Here is an 18,135-nt window from a genome sequence, read left to right as displayed (position 1 = left end):
AATCAAGTCTCGGGTCGGAAAAAGGGGGGAACGCGATGGCTACCGGCAGACGTGGACGTCCACAGGTGTCGTCTCGTGCGCAGGTCGAGGCCGCCGCGTTCGAGTTGTTTCTCGAACGGGGCTATGCGGAGACATCGATCATGGACATCGTTGCGGCCGCAGGGATCAGCAAGACCACCTTCTTCCGGTACTTCTCCAGCAAAGCGGCACTCGTGTGGTTTCCTTTCGAGGAAAGCACCCGCGATCTGCAGAGCGCCTTCGACACGGTCGGCGATGAGGTGCCGGTCATGGAAGCGATCCGGGCCGGGGTGATCGATACGGTAGCGGCCCGACTCGACGACGAGGGCGTCTGGACCGCCCAGATTCGGATCCTCGACGCCTCACCGGAACTCCAGGCCGAGGGTGCGCAACGGTGGTTGGTGTGGTCCGAGGTCGTCTCGACGTTCGTTGCGTCCCGTGTCGGTACGCGTCCGGCGGCGGTGGTGCCGGCTGCTGTCGGGGGTGCGGTGCAGTCCGTGGTGCTCGCCGTCCTGCGCGAGGGAGTGAGGTCTCCCGCATCCCCCAGTGAGGTGTTGACCATACTCGATAGGTCGTTGGCTTCGCTGGGGCACAGCCTGCAGAAGTGGATCGACGAACAACCTTGTAAGTAAGGCGCATCGGCCTCCTGCGCAGTGGCGGAACCTACGTGCGAGATGTGCCCGAGGGCCAGTGACGTGCGCACCGTCGATGTACCGGATCGATGCACCGCCGGTGGTGGTGGTTTGCCCGCGGACGGGACTCACCGTTTCCCGGCCCGTTGCCGTCCGGAATGCCGGCCGTCGATCGTGAGGCGCTGCATCGTGCCGAACCGCCGGCCCGGGCAGAGTTCGTCGCCGCTCGGCCCGATGGGGAACTGGTGAAGTATCTGGCCGGTGAAGCGCGTGGCGCCACTGGGTTCGGTATTCGCGACACTTCGAGCGATCGGAGTGGGTGCGCAGGTGCGAGTCGCACTTGTTCGGATGTCGAACTGCATCGCAGGCCGTGCCGGTGATGCACATCTCGAAAATTCCTCGCACACGATTTGTTCGTGCACGATCGATTCCAGTACGCTCGTCCTGTGACCACAGGTGACCTCGCTTCGATCGGGCTGGGGAACGACGACCTCTTGGCGTTGGACCGACAGGTCTGCTTCGCGCTTGCCGTTGCCAACCGGGCCGTCCTGGCTGTCTACCGGCCCATCCTCGAGCCGCTGGGGCTCACTCACCCGCAATACCTGGTGATGTTGGCGCTGTGGGGGAAAGCTCCGATGTCGGTCAAGGCGATCGGCGAAGCGTTGGCGCTGGACTCGCCCACGCTCTCACCTTTGTTGAAGCGCCTCGAAGCCTCGCAGCTGATCACTCGTTCGCGCAGTCGTGTAGACGAACGTCAACTGGTCGTCGATCTCACTGCCCGAGGTCGCGCCCTGCGGAACGAAGCCGAGAAAGTCCCGGTCGCCGTAGTCGAGAAGCTCGGTGTCTCGCCCGCGGAGCTCCAGGAGCTGCATCGGGCACTGACCCGTCTCAATGATGCTGCAGCACATGCAACAACCAGTTCGGATCGACGTCCGTCCCGAGATCCATCCGAGCCACCGGATACAACGAAGGGAACGCTGTGACGACCCCACTTCGCACACGACCTACCGTGATTCAGCGCCTGGCCTATGTGGTTGGCCGCCCCTTGCCTCCGCAGATGCAGGACTGGGTCCGTAACGACATCCTGGGGCCGGGTGGCGTGCGCCGATATCTTCTTCGGTGGAATGTGCCGGTCATCCCGCTGCTGCTGTTGTTCCTGCTGATCCCGGGACCGGTATGGATTCCCGTCTCGATGATGATGTTGCTGCTCTTGCCCTGGATGTACTTTTCTGTGGCGTTGATGAGCATCTGGCAACGTCATCGACTCCAGCAACACGGTCTCGATCCGGATCTGCTCAGTGCGAAGGCACAGGCGCGCGCCTCGCGTGAACGCGAGGATTACGAACGCCGGTTCGGTCGCGCAGCCTAGACAGTACGGGCAGCTCTGAACGCGGAGTCAGGGTTGCGGACCGGCGCCTATCTCACCCACGTTGGCGGATTGCCGGGCGGCAGGGCCCCTGCCCGGCTCTTGCGGCGGTGGTGGGATGCCCCGGCATCGAGGCACGACCGCACGGTCTACGGCCGATTTCGGTACCGCACACGGTGCACGAGGGGCGTCCTCGTGTAACCGGTGAGTGAGTGGTGCACATGGCGGCGACAGTCGTCGTTCGGCGTAGCGGTGCTGCGCAGACCGGGAAAGGAAGGTCAGCCCGCCGGCATCGCGGCAGGGCTATCAGGCAACGCGAGGGTCTGTCGCGGAGTTGCTCGGTGGCCGAGGAACACCGGCCGATTCGCGTGACCGAACAACAGGGGAAGCAGGTCGCGGGCAGCGACGGTTCCGTACCAGCCGCGGTGCGCGAACGATTCCCCGAATCGAGTGACTGCGTCGGGCCGCACGGTGGGTCCGACGACGAGGAGCGGGGTGGGGTCGGCGGTGTGCAGGACGCCGTCGGCCGAGGGAGTGGCGTGATCGCCGGTGATCGCGACAATGGCGCGCTCCGACAAGGACTCGAAGCGTTCGAACGCCGGGTCGAGCGCTTCGAGTACGTCCAGCTTGGCGCGTGGCTGTTTGGTGTGCCCGGCCTCGTCGGTGGCCTTGGTGTGGATGTGGACGAAGCGTGCACCCTCGTCGATCAAGTGCTCGGCCGCCTCGATACGTGTGGTCATATCCACACCGTGATCGGTGGCGGGAGGCAGGTGATGGTGCCGCATCCCGAGGAGCCCAGCGATGCCCCGATAGAGGCGGGTGCTGGTGACGGCAGCTCCTGCCACGCCGGCGTGGGTGAGGAAATCCGGCACGGGTCGCCGGCTGCCCGACCATTTGGTGGTCATGACGTCGAGAGCGGGGCGTCCGTCGGCGGCGCGTACTGCGTTGACCGGACTCGTGAGGAGATGACGCCGGGCGGTCAGCAGCAGTTCGTTGAGGCGTTCGGCCAGATCTGTCGCCTCCGGACCGGCCGATGTGACCTGCAACCAAGGGTGGAAGTCTTCGAAGAAGGGGTCCGAGTCGGTGACGTCGCCGCGGGTGTGGTGCGGGAGGACGAGCACCGCTTCCCCTCGACCGACCGGATGAAGCTGCGCGTCGGCCTTGTCGAACAGCGGTGCCAGTTCCTCGAATAATCGATCGGCGTCGGCAGCGTCGTCCTTACCTACGCGCCCGGTGATCCATACCTGTCCGTTCTGGACGCAGGACGTGCGTAGTGCGGCAAAAGTGGTCGCGGCGTCGAGCGGTAGGTCGATGCCCGCGCCGACTCCTTCGAGGACGGCACGTCCGGGAAACGGTATGTCGGAGTATCCGAACATGGCCCAATGGGCCAGTTCGGAGGCGGGGGCGCGTCCCCATCCGAACGGTATGTGCCACCCGCTGCTCCCGCGGGCGGTCAATCGGTCGAGGACGGGGGTGCGTGCCGCCTCAGCGGGGGTCCGGCCCGACAACTCCGGGACGGGTCGGTCCCCGAGCCCGTCGAGAGTGACCAGGATGACGGGCATCCGATCGTCGTCGAGGCGGGGCTGGGTTTCGCCGTAGCCGGGCATCCTCATGGCTGTTCCTCCAGCACGCTCGTGGCGATGAGCTCGCTGAGCAACGCCACGGTGGCTGCGGGCACGTGGTGTCGCCAGCTGTCGTCACCGGCCAGCATCGCCTGGCGGATGTCGGTCGCGTTCAGCTTGGTTACCGGGTCGCCGTCGACGACGGTTACCGCGTAGCCGGCCTGCGCGAGCCATCTGGCTTTGTCGTGTTCCCAGTCGCTGAAAACCCGCACGAAATGCCGTGCCGAGTGGGGTACATACTGCGGCCAGAGCTGCGGTTGGGTCAGGTCGAACGGCACGATGGTCACTCGTCCGGCCCGGACGTGGTCGGTCAGGGCAGCGTCGAGCAGGCGGGCCCGCTCGAAGTAGGTGAACGGATTGGCCGCCCGGGTGTGTCGGTGCGCCGAACTTGCTTCTTCGTGGTGTGCGCTCGGATCCGGGTTGGTGATCGCCACCACCAGGTGATCGCACTCGTTCAGGGCGATCTCGAACAGTTCCATGTGCTGATTGTGCACAGGCTGGAATCGGCCGGTGACACAACCGAATTCGGTCATCGTGTGCTCGTTTCAGCAGTGACGACGCCGGGACGGCCGTCGTCGACGAATTCACCGATCACGCAGGCATGGGCATCACCGCCGGCGCGCAGAGCGGCAACGACCGAGACGGCATCGTGGGGTGGAACGGCCAGAAGCAGCCCCCCGGAGGTTTGGGCGTCGGCCAATAGGAGCTGCTGCTCCTGCGGGAGCGAAGAAGGCTCGAACCACCCTTTCCGCAGTGCATTGACCAATGTCCTGCGGCTTCCGTCGGGAGCACAGCCGTCGGCGATCAGAGCCGTCACTCCGGGCAGAAGAGGAACTCGGTCGATGTCGATGCGAGCTCCGAGGCCGGCCGCGGCCGCCATCTCGTGCAGGTGGCCGATCAATCCGTAGCCGGTGATGTCGGTCGCTCCTTTCAGCCCGGCCTCACTGGCGATCCGGCTGGCCGAGTAGTTCAACCTGGTCATGCTCGCGACTGCAGCGGTACGTGAGTTCTGCGGGGCTTGACCACGTTTGATTGCGGTACTGATGATGCCGACCCCGATGGGTTTGGTCAGCACCAGTAGATCGCCGGGGCGAGCGCCACCTTTGGTGAGGATCTTGTCGCGCTCGACCTCACCGATCGCGACGAGGCCGTATTTGGGGATGGGGTCGGTGATGCTGTGGCCGCCGACGACCAGAGCGCCGGCGGCAGAGACAGCATCCGCGCCGCCGTGGAGAACCTTGTTCAACATGTCCGCGCCGAGGTCGGTGGGCCAGGCAAGGATGTTGAGGGCGATCAGGGGGCGGCCGCCCATCGCGTACACATCGGACAGGGCATTGGTGGCGGCGATCCGGCCCCAGTCGCGGGGGTCATCGACGAGGGGAGTGAGGAAGTCGGTGGTGACGATCCATGCCTTCGTGTCGTCGATGGCGTAGACGGCAGCGTCGTCAGGGGTGTCGAGTCCGATCAGCAATCCGGACTCGTCCGACTGGGGAACTCCGGCCTGTCGCATCATGGTGACTACGTCGTCGAGCATCGACTGTGGGAGTTTGCAGGCGCATCCTCCGCCATGGGAATACTCGGTCAGGCGGCGCATCGTGGTGGTCATGACACTGCTGCTTCGCGGAGTAGGCCACGGGCGATGGCGTTGAGCTGCACTTCGGAGGTGCCGGCGGGGATCCGCAGGTTGCGGGCCACTCGGAAGAGTTTTTCTTCCGGGGAGCCACGCAGCAAACCGTTGGCGCCGTGGACCTGGATTGCACTGTCGGCCAGGCGGTAGAACGCCTCGTCATTGATGATCTTGAGAAGGCTGATCAGGCGCGGCGCTTCCTTGTGCAGTGGGATCTCGAACGCGCCCCACTGGTCGAGTTCGGCTTGTGCGACCAGGGAGGTCGAGCGTGCTTGGTAGAACTCGAGAGCCATGCGGGCGATCAGGTGCTGGATCGATTGCAGATCACCGATGGGGCGGCCACCGGATTTGCGTTCCTGCGATCGGGAGATCGCTCGTGTGATGAGCCATTGGCCCCATCCGGAACACATGCCACCGCGGCACAATCGCCGCCAGTTGATCCAGGACATGGCCAGGGCGAAGCCGTCGCCCACCTCACGGACGATGTTCTCCGCAGGCACCCGCACATCACGGAATTCGAGTTCGCCGGTGAGTCCGTCGTCCATCATGGTCGGCAGGTCGGGGCCGCGCTCGAGACCGGGGGCGTCGGCATCGACGAGGAACATCGTCAGCGACCGGGTTCCGGCGCCGGGTTCGGTGACGGCGACGACCTGGTATACGTCGGCGAAATGGGAATTGGTGATCCATGCTTTGCGGCCGTTGATGATCCAGTCGCTGCCGTCTTGTTTCGCCCAGGTCTCCATACCCAGGACATCAGTGCCGACATTGGGTTCGGTGTTGGCGAACGCAGCAGTGATCTGACCTTTGATCAACGGCGTGAGATACCGCTCCCGCATCGCTTCCGACATGTGCTCGCTCGCGGGGTTCGGGCCCTCTGTCCATGCAAGGGCGGCCAAACCGAGCCCGAGACCGGAATGGCGGTAGACGAATTCCTCGACGTGGTGCATCTCCACGCGGTTGAATCCACCGCCTCCGAGTTCGGCACTGATGTGTGGGGCGTACAGGTTCAGGGCGCCGGCGCGCCGTTGCACCTCACGGCGAGCCTCCCACACGATCGGGTGCATTCGGCCTTCACTGTCGAGCTTCGGTTGTCCGGCAGTGCCGACGTTGTGCTTCGCGAGTTCCTCTTCGAGTGGACGGACGTCCTCGTCGAGGAACCGGCGAAAACGGTCGGTGTACTCCTGCACCCGAGCTGTAGGAGCGATCGACATGGAGTGTTCGGTCATCGTCTCTCGATTCTGTTTCAGGTCATAGCCTTTGGTGTGTAGCCACCATCTTCAGGTAGCTGTCGAGCATGGCTTCGGCGTCGTCGCGGACCGATTTCACGCGACCGGTTTTTGTCATCAGGAGCAATCCGAAGACCCAGGTGGCATGGACCACCGCGAGGTGGTGTGCAGTCTGCTCGGTTGCCAGTCCGTCGGTGATCAGACCATTCGCGATCAACGTCATCACTTGGTCGAACAGGGTGTTCAGTTCCTCGTCGAGCTTCTTGTTGAGGCCTGCAGGGCGGACTCCGCCGTACAGGTAGAAGCCGAGTTCGAAGTCGGCGGGATGGGTGTCGTAGAAGGACCACAAGCCGTGCAGTGCCGCGGCCGATGCCGGCCTGTCGGGTGAGGTTTCGACGGTGGTGGCCACTTCGGACTGCAGGGCGTGCAGGGAGTCTCGCAGCACTTCGGCGTAGAGCTCTTCCTTGGTGTCGAAGTAGGTGTAGATGGCTCCCGTTGTGTAGCCCGCGGCCTGGGCGATCTCGCGCATCGAGGCGGCGTCGATGCCGCGTTCGGCGAAGATGCGCTTCGCGGCATCGCGTATCAGTCCTTTCTTGAACTCCCGCACGGCACCGCGCCGTGACCCGGATTCGCGGACCGTGTTCTGAGCATTGATCGACATGTCATTTTCCATAACAGCGTTCAGTTTCCTTAACTGTAGTTCTCTTCTGTGAGGGGCGTCAACGGTTCCAGCTTGCCGGACCCACTGTCGGGGTTGTTCTGAGTGGTACCGGCATCAGGCCTGCGTCCCAGCCGTCGCCGATACCGAGCTACCGAGCGCGTGGATCCGGCGTCTGAACGAGACCCGGTGTACTCGGTCGGCCGAGGTGAGGACGGCCCCACAGTCGACAAGCTCGTGCACCGTCGACCACTCGCGCTCTGCGTCCACACGGATGCACCCACCATCGATGGTTCACATGATGCTCATGGCAACCTCAGCGATGCCCGACGGCATGCTGAACAGGCGATTTTCTCGCTGCCCGCCGCAGTAGCAGGACATGCTGCAGGCGCTGGTGACCGACGGCGTCATGGCACGGCCCGACGCTGCGGGCTGCACACTCCGATCCGGTCGTCGGAGATGCACCAGCGCCTGCTCGCGGCTTCCGGATCCGAGTCCACCTGCTCGGCGCCAAGCCCCGGTGTGTAGGCGGCTCGAACTTTCCCGTTGATGTGACCCTCAGCTGGGTGCACGGTGCGGTCCGGTCGGCAACGGGGTGGCTCGGCAGCCGTCTGTGCCGTCTCCTTCCGGGCGATCCTCGGTCGTTCTGTGTCGTCACTCTGTTCGACCTGAGGGAGGGAAGGGTGGTGTGGTCGAAGGGGTGGTCCGGTTCGGTCAGCTGGTGACCGAACCGGGTGATCGATTCCGGTAGGACTCCGACGTCGGTGACAGCCGGCACCACGTTCTGGCGGTGGACGAGATCGCCGTCGAGCCACCGACTACAGTGCGCTGCACTGCTGCTCGCAGCGCCTGTCCACCGAACGCCCGCAGCGACATCTGCGGATATATGCCGGCAGCTGTCAGCATCGGTACGCAGCGGAGACGACGCGAGGTCGGCTCCATAGCCGTTCGATACCACCGAGACCACGGTTGCGATCACAGCGGCGACGGTGGCCCCGGTCCCCGTGCTCGACGCACGTGCGATGTTCCCCCTCGGCTCGAGTACCGCGGCGACCGCGCGCTGACACCTGTCGGAACGGGTGCTACTCATCCGGTGGTCAGCACTTCACCGATCGGATCGACTTCACCGATGGAGGGCCGGCTCGGCGAATCGCAAGGCTCTTGACCCAGCCGGGGGACTGGTTGCGTCCCGGCACGCGAACACTCGGTGTGGCTGATGTACGGACAGGACGATGGACACCTAGCGTGCTCGTCCGGCGATCCGGTCACCGGCCGGGAGCGTTGCGGCGGCACACCGGGTCCCGATTCTCGGTCGGCAGGCGCGAATTCGACCGACCGGTCCAGGGGTCACGCTGGCCGTCGTCGCCGGTGGGTCCTGCCGAGCACTGGCATCGCGGCCCGGATGCATCTGGGCAGGTGCATACCGCTCGCGGACACCAGGCCGGAATGGTCCTGGAGGTCACCAGCGGTGCCCCCGGACAATCCCCGAGCGATCGAATTGCGGAAGGAAGCCAACCTGCCGGCTTCGGCTTCATCGGAAGTGACGGACCGAACGGTGTGCAAGCGAACAAGGGCAGGCCGGATACCGGGCTCTTTCTACGAAGCCTCCGTCGGTGGTGCTGATGCAGAAGCCGCCCACTCTCGGGCAGTGATGCCGTAGGCGTCTTTGAACGCGCGTGAAAACGTTGAGGGATCGAGGAACCCCCATTTTCTCGCCAACGCGCTGATCGTATATCGCCGACTCGTTGGGTCTGCCAGCTCAGTCTTGATGCGCTCGAGTCGGAGGGTACGGATGTGTTCGGCCACGCCCTGTCCCGTGGCCGAGAACAGTCGGTGGAGGGTCCGCACAGAGACGTTGTGCTCCGCCGCGATCTGTGAGGCACACAGGTTCGGGTCGGCCAGGTTCTGTCGGATATACGCAAGCACGCACTCGAGTAGGCCGTCGGAGGCGGCGGCTTGATCGGCAAGCTCGGTCCGTATCGCCGCTGACAAAAGATCGACAGCACTGTTGTGGAGTGAAGCTACCTCCGCCAAGTCTCCTGCATCGGTCGCATCGTTGATGCTTGTCATGAAGGATGAAACCACTCGTCCGATACCGCGATCGCCCCCGACATTCACCGCGGTCATCCTGCCGATGAAATCTTCGGTGAAGCCGAAAGAGTATCGCGGGAACTGGAATACGCTCATTCTCCAGTCTGTCGGGAACAGGATGTCGTAGGGATGGCGAGTGTCCCAGAAAACCAGTCCACCGCGACCGACTCGTGCAGTTCTGCCGTGCTGCTGCACGAGTGCATGGCCGGCGGACTGCACCCCAACCATGAGGTACTCACGCTCGTCCTGGCTGATCAAGCGACGAGTGCGGGTGATCTGCTGGGGCAGTGACGAGGACGTCGCGATACGTACCGTGCCCAAGTTGCCCGTCGAGACCGTACCGATGAAGGGTTGCTCGCTCGTGAGGGTGATGTTGAGCGGGACATAGCTGCGGCAGATGACATCGTGCCAGAGCGCGACGCGATCGGGTGCCGAGACCTGGTCAGAGGAGAAGAAAGTGTTCATCGACCTACCTGGTGCTAACCCCGTTCATTGTTCTTTTCAGGGTAGCCGTAATCGTGATGCCGGGCTCGGTCTCGATGTCGGCTCTCTGCGGTGCGGCGAGAAGGTCATCGCGACATAGGGTGGTGGGCGCCTTCAGCTCAGGGACTCTGGATGTCGATACAGGCCACGACGACCTCGATTACCCCATGTCGAGAAGGCGTGACCGGGGATACGTGGGGTGGACCTATCGGGGGTTACGGGCGGGCTGACTCGCTGCGATCGACGATGCGTTGTACTCGGTGATCCTCCGATTCCCCTGTCTCGCCCCTTCACGCACCCGTGGCGCTTCGGAGGCGCCACGGGTGCGCCCGAGTCAGAGGGTGGCTGTCGCCCGGTCCGTCTCGTCGGAATGTGTGGAGGGCAATGCGCGCTGTTCGTCCGCTCCGTTGAGCTCACGGACGCCGTCGAGTGCCCCGAACTGCGGCACGAACGTGTGCGTGGCATGGATGGTGGAAAGTGGGGTGTTGACGGGCGTGGTGCGGCGCTGATTGAAGTTCAGCGACAGCACATCCGGCCGTGAGTAGTGGCCCACGGGGTCAGCGGCCTGCTTCGCCAAGGTGATCGCAGACAGATCGATGTCGGCGTAGAGGATCCCCTCCTCATCTTCGGCGAGAGGAGTTGCGAGATCGCGGCCGTCGGGCCCGATGATGCGCGCGAAACCTCCGCCTCGGCCGATCAACTTTCGCTGTTCCTCGTTCTCGCAGAAGAACTCGTGGGCCTCCGGTGTGACCACCTGGGTGGTGCAGACCACGAAGGTTTGTCCCTCGAGTGCGTACATACGCGTGGCCGTGAGCTGGGCATCGACACCGAAGGCGGGGACCTCCGGCTGGTACAGCGACATGCCAGGCCAGCTCGCGACGTGCACCTGCTCGTGCATCGAGTACATTGCGTACTTGGTGAGCGTCTGGAAATGCTCCCAGCAGTTGAGCGCGCCAAGCCGTGCGAAAGGCATGTCGTACACGGAGATATCCGAGCCGTTTCCTTCTCCGTATACCGAACGCTCGACGTGGGTGGGCTTGAGCTTGCGGCGTCGGGCGACCAGTTGCCCCTCGGCGTCGATGATGAGCTGGGTCATGTACAAGCTGCCGCCATCCCGCTCGCTGATTCCCACCACTACGGCGATGTCGTGGTCGCGGGCGGCATCGCGCAACCGCTGTACGTGCGGGCTGTCCATCGTCAGGGAATTCTCGTGGTAGCGCACGGCGAACTTCGCCATTCCGGCGAGCGGGCTGTCGACCCAGATGTGGTACGGGTACCCCGGGATGAATACCTCGGGAAACGCAACGAGCTCGCACCCGTTCCGGGCTGCTTCCGCGATGATGGACACGGTCTTGTCGACCGTTTTGGCCGCGTCGAACCACACAGGCTGTGCCTGCACCGCAGCAACTTTGAATGTGTTTGTGTATTCGACCATGTCCGTACCTCCGTTGCTTGTGTTTGGCAGGACAGTACGAGGTGAAAAGGCGCGTGAATTGACGTGGAATGACACGGGTCCTGGCATTCTGCGCCACCCGTGTAGGGGAGTTCATCGAGCGGTTCGGCCGGGGGGTCCGAGGCGGCTCTTCGCCGTTTCGATTCGTCGAAGGACTGGCCGGGCACGTTGAAGGATGTTGAAGCGGTGGTGGTCGGTGTCCTTCTGCGGAACGGCGGATAGGTCGAGGTCTACGTCGGCTGTGCGTCCCCGTTTCTGGTTCGATCGTCGAGTAGCGGGGGGATCGATGGGTTTGTGGTAGTCGTTCGGCAGGAATGTGTCCACGCCGCAATTGCGTGCTCTCTGTGAGAGTAAGGGCGTGATTGCACTCCGCGAAGTCGGTGGTAGCATGCTGTTGATGCACCACATTACTTGTTGGACAGCGACTTCCGAGACGGTCAGGTCATGTGGTCGACTGTAGGCGATGTAGGTGCTTTGCAAAAGTAATAATTCGATTCGGGGTGGAAGTTCGGGTTCCGCTGCTCCCGCGTGTCTGAGGGTGTGGATGAGCCTTCGGCGCTGGGGTTCTCGGCCAACGGGATCTCGGTATCTAGCGGTGCGGCCTTGGGTGCACCCGTGAATTCTGATCGTGGCAATGCGTCCCTGCCCACGGTTCGAGGTGATCTCTGGTTTACCGCGGTAAACCGCAGTGGGGTTCATGGCGGTCCTCAGTAGCGCGATGGGTTGCCAAGTCGTGTGACTTGGTCACCGGTTCGCTGTCACAGTGACGAAAGTGATGCGCGGTTCAAGGTAGCGCGATCAGCGCTCGACCGTCAGGGCTTGCCCGCATCATCTCGTCAATCTGCATTCTTGAACCCCGGCACGCCACCGATCGGGCCGAGTTCGGCGCGGTATAGGGAACCCGTAAGTTTGCGGAGCCGTGTGGGACCGTTTCCGCATCGACAGTGTCAGGGAGATAGCAGGATTGAGATAGTTACCATGTATTCACTTGGTGCAGAATGTCTTTGAAGAGAAGGTGTTCGGTGGCGCTGGAGGTGGCGTCGACTCGGTCGGCGCTCTCACGTGAGGGTGAGAACGCAAGGCATCTGAGATGATTCGGCGAAAGCTTGTTCGGTAGACCTGTAAGGGTCTATCGTACGTGTTGCGCGTCTCGCGGAGATTACCGTGGTGCAGGCGCAATCATCATCTCCGTCAAGAGATGACGACGCGAGTCCGAAGTAGCCCCACCCTGGGGTGAAGCATACGGAGGTAACCTGTGGCTGTTCATGTCATGCTCAACCAAAAAGGTGGTGTCGGAAAATCGACGCTCACTATGAACCTTGCCGCTGTCAAAGCGGATGTCCTCACCGCCGTGACCGCCGGCGCCGATGACGATGTTCAGTCCCCGGTCGCCGCGATCTCGGTCGACCCGCAGGGCTCCGCAGTCTGGTGGGCTTCGCGGGTCGAGGAGTTGCCGTTTCTGATCGATCAGGTCCACGACAACCTCGACGTGCTCCGTAATCTCGACAAGTTGCCCGGCATCAAGCACGTTTATGTCGACACCCCGGGCTGGATCGACCTGTCCGGCGCCGACGACGGCACCGATGTGCTCGGCACCGGCAGTTCCGCCGACGCCCTGCGCGCCGTGCTCGAGGTCGCCGATCTGGTCATCGTTCCGATCGAACCCGAACCGCTGTGTTTCGATCCCACCGCGCGCACCATCAAGCAGGTCATCGAACCGCTCGGCAAGAAATTCATTGTTGTGGTGAACAATTGGGATCCCCGCGACGGCAAGGTCGACCTCGAGCAGACGCGCGAGTTCGTCCAGGCCAACGGCTGGCCGCTGGCGCGAACGGTGGTGCGGCACTACAAGGTCCACACCCGCGCCGCCGCCGAAGGCCGTGTCGTTACCGAGTACGAAGCCAACCGCGTCTCGTTGCAGGCACGGGAGGATTTCTACAAGCTCAGCCTCGAGCTCGCGGACGGTGGTCGCTGATGCCGCCCAAGGGTGGGCGCGCGAACTTCGCCTCCCTCGTCGGAGCAGTCGGCGACAATTCTCCGGTCGACCGCAAGCGCACCCCCGCACCCACGAAGACGAAGACGACGATCGAGCCGCTCGAAGGTCAACTGCTCGCCGATGTTCCGGTCGATCAGCTCATCGCCAACCCGCGCAACCCGCGTGACGAGCTCGGGGATCTGTCGGATCTGGCGACCATTACCGACCGGCAGCTGCAACCGGGCACCGTGGTCAGCCGCACGGCGTGGTTGAAACTGTGGCCCGAGGATGAAGACGATCTCGGTGCAGCGCAGTACATCGTCGTCAACGGCAACCGCCGGCTCGCTGCGGCCCAGAAGTACGGCCGCCCCGGCCTCGATGTGGTGCTGCGCGACAGCATCGCCGTCGACAAGGGCGAAATCCTGTGGGCGGCAACGAGTGAGAACATCGACCGCCGCGATTTCGACGTCCTCGAAGAAGCCAAGGCCGTGGAGTTGATGGTCTCCGAGTTCGGTAGTGCGGATGCGGCGGCGAAGAAGCTCGGCCGCTCCAAAGGCTGGGTGTCCCAGCGTCGTGCTCTGCTCAAACTCGCCCCCGAGTTGCAAGCAGCCCTGCGGGCAGGTGATCTCGCTGTGCGGCAAGCCCGTTCGCTGGCGCGGGTTCCGCTCGAGGACCAGGTCGCGGCGTGGGAAGCAGCCCAGAACCCTGAGCCGGCACCTGAAGCCGACGCAGAGACTGCCGAGCCTGAGGCGCCGCAGCCGAAAGAACCTGCGAGCAAGCTCGAGCCGGTGGACAAGGTGGCTCAGGCGCTCAAGCGTCTGGGGGCGGATCCGGATGTGCTGGCCGCGGCGGTGCGGAAGCACTTCACCGATGACGAGCGTCGCAAGCTCATCGATGCACTCGAGCTCCGGTAACGGCGATCCAAAGCCGATAGCGTTGCTTCACAGTGGTTTCCACTGCTCAGCCTTGCGTAGTGATGTACTTGGAATATGGGCCCGGCTTGGGAAGAGTGACTAGTGGGCCTGTAGTAGTGCATTGCTTGATAACCGCGGCGGTGCGGTTATGGTCGCGCTCAGTTGGACTTGTCGAAGACGACAGACCTTTTCTGGGGGTGCAGCTGCCGGTCACTTCATGTGGTTCGAGGATCGGGTGAAGGCTGTCGTGATTCCGAATCCTGCTATCCACTCAGGTATTTCGCGGTAGAAGCTTGAGGTGACCTGGTAGGGGCCGTTTGCGTGGAGCGCGGCGTAGGCGGCGATCCAGGTGCGCACCTCATGGGACGAGTGGCCGGCCTGCTCGACGAACCAGTCATTGGTCCACGTGTCTATTTGTTCAAGTTCGCCGGATGCCAGAATTTCGAGAAGATGCTGGTCCCAGTGGGGGTTCAACGGCTGAATGGTGGCGGTACCGGCAGCGAAATCTCGCCCGGCGGCGATGACGCGTCGTTCGCGGACTTCGCGTTCGGCGTCGCTCGGATTGCGGCCGTCGATCAACCGTTCGCGCACCTGCTCAGGCGAGGTGGTGAACTGCGGAATCGGTGGGTCGTGGGAGAGTCCTCCGGATCCGACGAACAGGACGCGTCTGCCCAGTTTGTTGGCTGCTCGTCCGACAGCTTCGCCGAGCAGCCGAACTCGGCTGATGGGGCCGAGGGGTTCGGCGACGGAGTTGATGAAGATCGGCACAGTCGGTACTGCGGTGATCGATCCGACGAGTAGTTGTAGTGCCTGGGCGAAACCGTGGTCGACGTGCATGCGTTCGGAGAACGCCGCGTCGATGCCGCTGTCGAGTACTTCGCGCGTAATAGTGTGAGCGGCGTCGCGGTCGACGTCGAGGGGGCCAGCTTCGGTGCCGTAGTCGCCGACGGACTGCGCAGCGGCTCCGATGCAGAACGGTGGCAACAGGTCGTAGAAGACCCCGTTGTAGTGGTCGGGGGCGAAGATGACGATCAGATCTGGGGCGAAATCGGCGATGAACCGGCGCGCGTGGTCGAAGGCGGCGTCGACGGCGTCGATGACTTCTTGATCGGGGTCGTTGCGTCCCATCAGGGGGGAGTGCGACATCGCGCACAGCGCCACAGGCATCGCGGAGTCTCCTTGCTGGTACTTCACGGCCTCTGCCCGGATGGTTCGAGCGAGAGCGGATGAGGTTCGTCGGATGGGTGGGTCCTGCCGGTGCCGCCAGGGGGTTCAGGGGAGGGCGGCACCGACTGCATCTGTCAACTGCGATCGAGGAGAAAATCCAGGTGCAGTTTGTTGAAGGTGTCGGGGTCTTCGTACTGGGGCCAGTGTCCGCAGTTCTCCATGACCGCCAGCTTGGCGCCGGGGATGTGGGAGGCGATGCGCTCTGCTTCGTCGACCGGACCGGAGGGATCTTTGGTGGTCCACAGAACCATCGTTGGCACGGTGATGCCGTGGAGGGTGGCATCGGTGATCATGTTCCGTTTGCGGGTTTCGAGGTCCTGCAAGGCCATGTTCATTTCGCATGCCTTGAGCCAGTCCGGTTGTTGGAAGATGGCCTGGCGGGTGCGGATGAGGTCGTCGGTGACCATGTTCGGGTCGGCCATGAGCCATTCGAGGCGTGCTTTGACGCGTTCCCAGCTCGGGTCTTTGGCGGCTTCCATCGACAGGGTGTAGAGCCGTTCCATAACCTGTGGGTTGGCCATGGTGCCGCCCATGGTGTTGAGCACGATCCTCTCGACTTTGTCCGGGTGGTCGTGAGCGAACTGGGCGGTGACCCATCCGCCCAGTGACTCGCCTGAGAAGGATGCCTTCTCGACGCCGATGGCATCCATGAGGTGCAGCACGTGGTCGATGTAGTGCTTGATCTCGAGCGGGTGATCGGGTTTGGCGGAGTAGCCATGGCCGATGAAGTCGATGGCCCAGACATTGAAATGCTCGGAGTGTGAACGCAGATTGCGGACATATGCTTCGGCGTGGCCGGTGATGCCGTGTAGGAAAATGAGTGTGGGCTTGGAGTCGTCCCCGGCGTGCAGATAGCGGGTGCGGTATGGGCCGGCCTGGATGAACCCCTGGCTGAATTCGACCTGGTTCAGATCGTCCCAGACGCTGGTGTACGGGCGGGTCATGCGTGTGCTCCCTCGATTGGTGTGATGCTGGCTGTGGAGGCTGGTGTTGCGTCGTCGGCGGTGACGTGCGGGACGACGATCGGTACGGCGTGGGTGCTGTACTGGGGCGTACCGCCGTTCCTGGCGCTTGGGGTCTCGTGCGGGGCGCGGTCGAGGACGATGGTGAGCGCGTTCTCGAGGTGGGTGAGTGCTTCGCTGTCGTCCCATACCGGAGCGCTGTACCGCCAGGCGACGTAGCCGTCGGGGCGCACGAGAAGAGCCCCGGCCTCATGGATTTCACGGATCTGCCGCCAGTACCCGTACGAGTCGTTGATGCCCGCTTCACCGATGACTATGGTGCGCAAGAACGGTAGGTCCAATGTGGCAGCGGCACGTTTCCATGCCTGGCCGCCGATGCCGGTGAGCAGGGTCATCTGTCCCTTGCCGGTGACGTCGAGGGTCGAGACCCGGGTACCGTCCGGGCCGACCAACCAGGCGTGTGGCAGCTTGGCGCCAGGACGAGTGGTGGCCTGCAGGTACAGTTCCCGGTCGCGTCCCCATACCTCCTCACCGGCTTCAAGGTCGGGGACCACCGCAGACGAGGCGTAACGCTGGTTGAGTTCGACGCCGTGGGCATTGAACTCGGTGTTCTTGACCTCGAGTGCCTCGTACAGGCGCTCGCGCAGGGCCGCGCCTTCGGGGGAGGGGGCTTTGAGCGTGATCAGGCCGGCGGTGACCGGGTCGTCGCTGGTGGGATCGAACCACTCGCGCAGACCGGCGTAGTCCTTGCGGGACTGGTTGGCGCGCGCGACGATCTGCCTGCCGACCGGGACCCGCTCGGGGGAGTAGGACTCGAGCAGTCCCGGTCCCGCGTATCCCTTGACGGCGTAGGCGATCTTCCAGGCAAGGTTGAATGCGTCCTGCATGGAGGTGTTCGAGCCCAGGCCGCTGCTCGGCGGATGCCGATGTACGGCGTCGCCGCCACAGAACACCCGGCCGGATTGATAATGCTCGGCCCACTGCTGATTGACGTACCAGAACGAGCGCGACACGATGTCGATGGTCAGCTCAGGGTCGCCGACAAGGGTACGGATCTGTTCGAGCACAACGTCATCGGATATGTCGGGTTCGCCCTGGGACATGTCGAAGCCCCATCCGGCGATCCACTGGCCCCAAGGTCTGATCGCCCGCAGCAGACCCATGCCGATCTCACCGAAACCGGCCTTGGAGTTGAAGATCCAATGCAGAATGCTTGGCCGGTGAGCGACGTACTTGCTCAGATCCGCGTTGAACAGGATGTAGGCGGTGCCGGCACGGGCGAGCTCGCCTTCGAAGGGCAGTCCGATCTGTTCGGCGATCTTCGAGCGGGCACCGTCGAAGCCGAGCAGGAAGCGCGCTCGCTGGGTGAACTCGGTGCCCGAGCGCACATCCCGGAATCTCACCGTGACACCGTCCTCGTCCTGGCTGTGATCGAGGTATTCGGTGTTGAAACTGATCAACGCACCGCGTTCGGCCGCGTTCTTGATCAGTACCGGTTCCATCAGGGGCTGAGGGATGTCGAGCATCGCGCACGGGCTGCCGGCGAGATAGTCGCCGTACCGGGCGCCGGTGCCCCATGTTTGCATCCGGACGATTTCTTCACCGGCCAGACTGGTGGTGAACAGGGTGTCGCCCATCTGGTCCCACGGGGTGGCGTATGTGCGGGCTTCGTCTTCGACGCCCAGGTCGCGGAGTACTTCGACGGCGCGTTGGTTGGTGATGTGCGCGCGGGGTGAGTTTGCGACCCAGGGGAACATCGAGACGGCGTGGACGCGTACACCGTAGGTGGCCAGGGCGAGAGCGGCTGTGCCGCCGGCGGGACCGAGTCCGACGATGATGACATCGGTGTCGTACGTGGAGTCGTGGTCGTTCATGGTGGTC

At 63.6% G+C, this 18,135-nt stretch carries 15 protein-coding genes; 5 read left to right on the top strand and 10 right to left on the bottom strand.

Annotated features, from left to right (window positions below; all coding sequences use genetic code 11):
* Positions 1 to 35 precede the first annotated feature (35 nt).
* The 3 genes from ACNJ7K_RS11055 to ACNJ7K_RS11045 all read left to right on the top strand — a co-directional run bounded on the left by ACNJ7K_RS11055 (position 36) and on the right by ACNJ7K_RS11045 (position 2,019).
* On the top strand, positions 36 to 650 hold the full coding sequence (locus ACNJ7K_RS11055; protein ID WP_088898923.1) for an acyl-CoA-like ligand-binding transcription factor: 615 nt from the start codon (positions 36 to 38) through the stop codon (positions 648 to 650).
* A 446-nt stretch (positions 651 to 1,096) separates the two neighbouring features.
* The gene (locus tag ACNJ7K_RS11050; RefSeq protein WP_085470883.1) at positions 1,097 to 1,633 is read left to right on the top strand and encodes a MarR family winged helix-turn-helix transcriptional regulator; all 537 of its coding nucleotides are present in this window, start codon (positions 1,097 to 1,099) and stop codon (positions 1,631 to 1,633) included.
* A gap of 26 nt (positions 1,634 to 1,659) precedes the next feature.
* Positions 1,660 to 2,019 carry a DUF5313 family protein gene (locus ACNJ7K_RS11045; protein WP_255312755.1) on the top strand — a complete coding sequence of 120 codons (360 nt, stop codon included), beginning with the start codon at positions 1,660 to 1,662 and terminating at the stop codon, positions 2,017 to 2,019.
* A 275-nt stretch (positions 2,020 to 2,294) separates the two neighbouring features.
* Here ACNJ7K_RS11045 and ACNJ7K_RS11040 read toward each other — a convergent pair whose 3' ends face one another.
* The 7 genes from ACNJ7K_RS11040 to ACNJ7K_RS11010 all read right to left on the bottom strand — a co-directional run bounded on the left by ACNJ7K_RS11040 (position 2,295) and on the right by ACNJ7K_RS11010 (position 11,233).
* Positions 2,295 to 3,629: a BPG-independent phosphoglycerate mutase family protein gene (locus ACNJ7K_RS11040; RefSeq protein ID WP_225623862.1), complete on the bottom strand. Its 1,335-nt coding sequence runs from the start codon at positions 3,627 to 3,629 to the stop codon at positions 2,295 to 2,297.
* Positions 3,626 to 4,171, bottom strand: a complete 546-nt coding sequence (locus tag ACNJ7K_RS11035) for an adenylyltransferase/cytidyltransferase family protein (RefSeq protein WP_006553299.1) — start codon at positions 4,169 to 4,171, stop codon at positions 3,626 to 3,628. Before ACNJ7K_RS11035 ends, ACNJ7K_RS11040 begins: the two co-directional genes overlap by 4 nt.
* Positions 4,168 to 5,244, bottom strand: a complete 1,077-nt coding sequence (gene selD / locus ACNJ7K_RS11030) for a selenide, water dikinase SelD (RefSeq protein ID WP_088898919.1) — start codon at positions 5,242 to 5,244, stop codon at positions 4,168 to 4,170. The genes ACNJ7K_RS11035 and selD overlap by 4 nt, the downstream gene beginning before the upstream one ends.
* Entirely contained in the window at positions 5,241 to 6,491 is a 1,251-nt protein-coding gene (locus ACNJ7K_RS11025) for an acyl-CoA dehydrogenase family protein (RefSeq protein ID WP_088898918.1), read from the bottom strand. The genes selD and ACNJ7K_RS11025 overlap by 4 nt, the downstream gene beginning before the upstream one ends.
* 22 nt (positions 6,492 to 6,513) lie before the next feature.
* The gene (locus ACNJ7K_RS11020) at positions 6,514 to 7,152 is read right to left on the bottom strand and encodes a TetR/AcrR family transcriptional regulator (RefSeq protein ID WP_006553302.1); all 639 of its coding nucleotides are present in this window, start codon (positions 7,150 to 7,152) and stop codon (positions 6,514 to 6,516) included.
* 1,593 nt (positions 7,153 to 8,745) lie between these two features.
* Positions 8,746 to 9,705: an AraC-like ligand-binding domain-containing protein gene (locus tag ACNJ7K_RS11015; RefSeq protein WP_006553303.1), complete on the bottom strand. Its 960-nt coding sequence runs from the start codon at positions 9,703 to 9,705 to the stop codon at positions 8,746 to 8,748.
* Positions 9,706 to 10,057: 352 nt separating this feature from the next.
* Positions 10,058 to 11,233 carry a carbon-nitrogen hydrolase family protein gene (locus tag ACNJ7K_RS11010; protein ID WP_230792356.1) on the bottom strand — a complete coding sequence of 392 codons (1,176 nt, stop codon included), beginning with the start codon at positions 11,231 to 11,233 and terminating at the stop codon, positions 10,058 to 10,060.
* Between the two features lie 1,213 nt (positions 11,234 to 12,446).
* Here ACNJ7K_RS11010 and ACNJ7K_RS11005 point away from each other — a divergent pair.
* Together ACNJ7K_RS11005 and ACNJ7K_RS11000 are read left to right on the top strand one after the other, a co-directional pair.
* The gene (locus ACNJ7K_RS11005; RefSeq protein ID WP_085471009.1) at positions 12,447 to 13,151 is read left to right on the top strand and encodes a ParA family protein; all 705 of its coding nucleotides are present in this window, start codon (positions 12,447 to 12,449) and stop codon (positions 13,149 to 13,151) included.
* Positions 13,151 to 14,065 carry a ParB/RepB/Spo0J family partition protein gene (locus ACNJ7K_RS11000; protein ID WP_192378922.1) on the top strand — a complete coding sequence of 305 codons (915 nt, stop codon included), beginning with the start codon at positions 13,151 to 13,153 and terminating at the stop codon, positions 14,063 to 14,065. The genes ACNJ7K_RS11005 and ACNJ7K_RS11000 overlap by 1 nt, the downstream gene beginning before the upstream one ends.
* A gap of 210 nt (positions 14,066 to 14,275) precedes the next feature.
* Here ACNJ7K_RS11000 and ACNJ7K_RS10995 read toward each other — a convergent pair whose 3' ends face one another.
* From ACNJ7K_RS10995 to ACNJ7K_RS10985, 3 genes are all read right to left on the bottom strand, one after another.
* Positions 14,276 to 15,232, bottom strand: coding sequence for a 3-carboxyethylcatechol 2,3-dioxygenase (locus tag ACNJ7K_RS10995; RefSeq protein ID WP_192378923.1), 957 nt, complete (start codon positions 15,230 to 15,232; stop codon positions 14,276 to 14,278).
* Between the two features lie 134 nt (positions 15,233 to 15,366).
* Positions 15,367 to 16,236, bottom strand: a complete 870-nt coding sequence (locus ACNJ7K_RS10990; protein WP_192378924.1) for an alpha/beta fold hydrolase — start codon at positions 16,234 to 16,236, stop codon at positions 15,367 to 15,369.
* A complete protein-coding gene (locus ACNJ7K_RS10985) occupies positions 16,233 to 18,128 on the bottom strand; it encodes an FAD-dependent monooxygenase (protein ID WP_442978202.1) in 1,896 nt (631 codons plus the stop codon). The genes ACNJ7K_RS10990 and ACNJ7K_RS10985 overlap by 4 nt, the downstream gene beginning before the upstream one ends.
* Positions 18,129 to 18,135 lie beyond the last annotated feature (7 nt).

Source organism: Rhodococcus shunpengi (genome assembly GCF_048381395.1).
GTDB lineage: Bacteria > Actinomycetota > Actinomycetes > Mycobacteriales > Mycobacteriaceae > Rhodococcus.
Note: the sequence above shows the minus strand (reverse complement) of the source record. Positions and strands in the feature narration are given on the sequence as shown.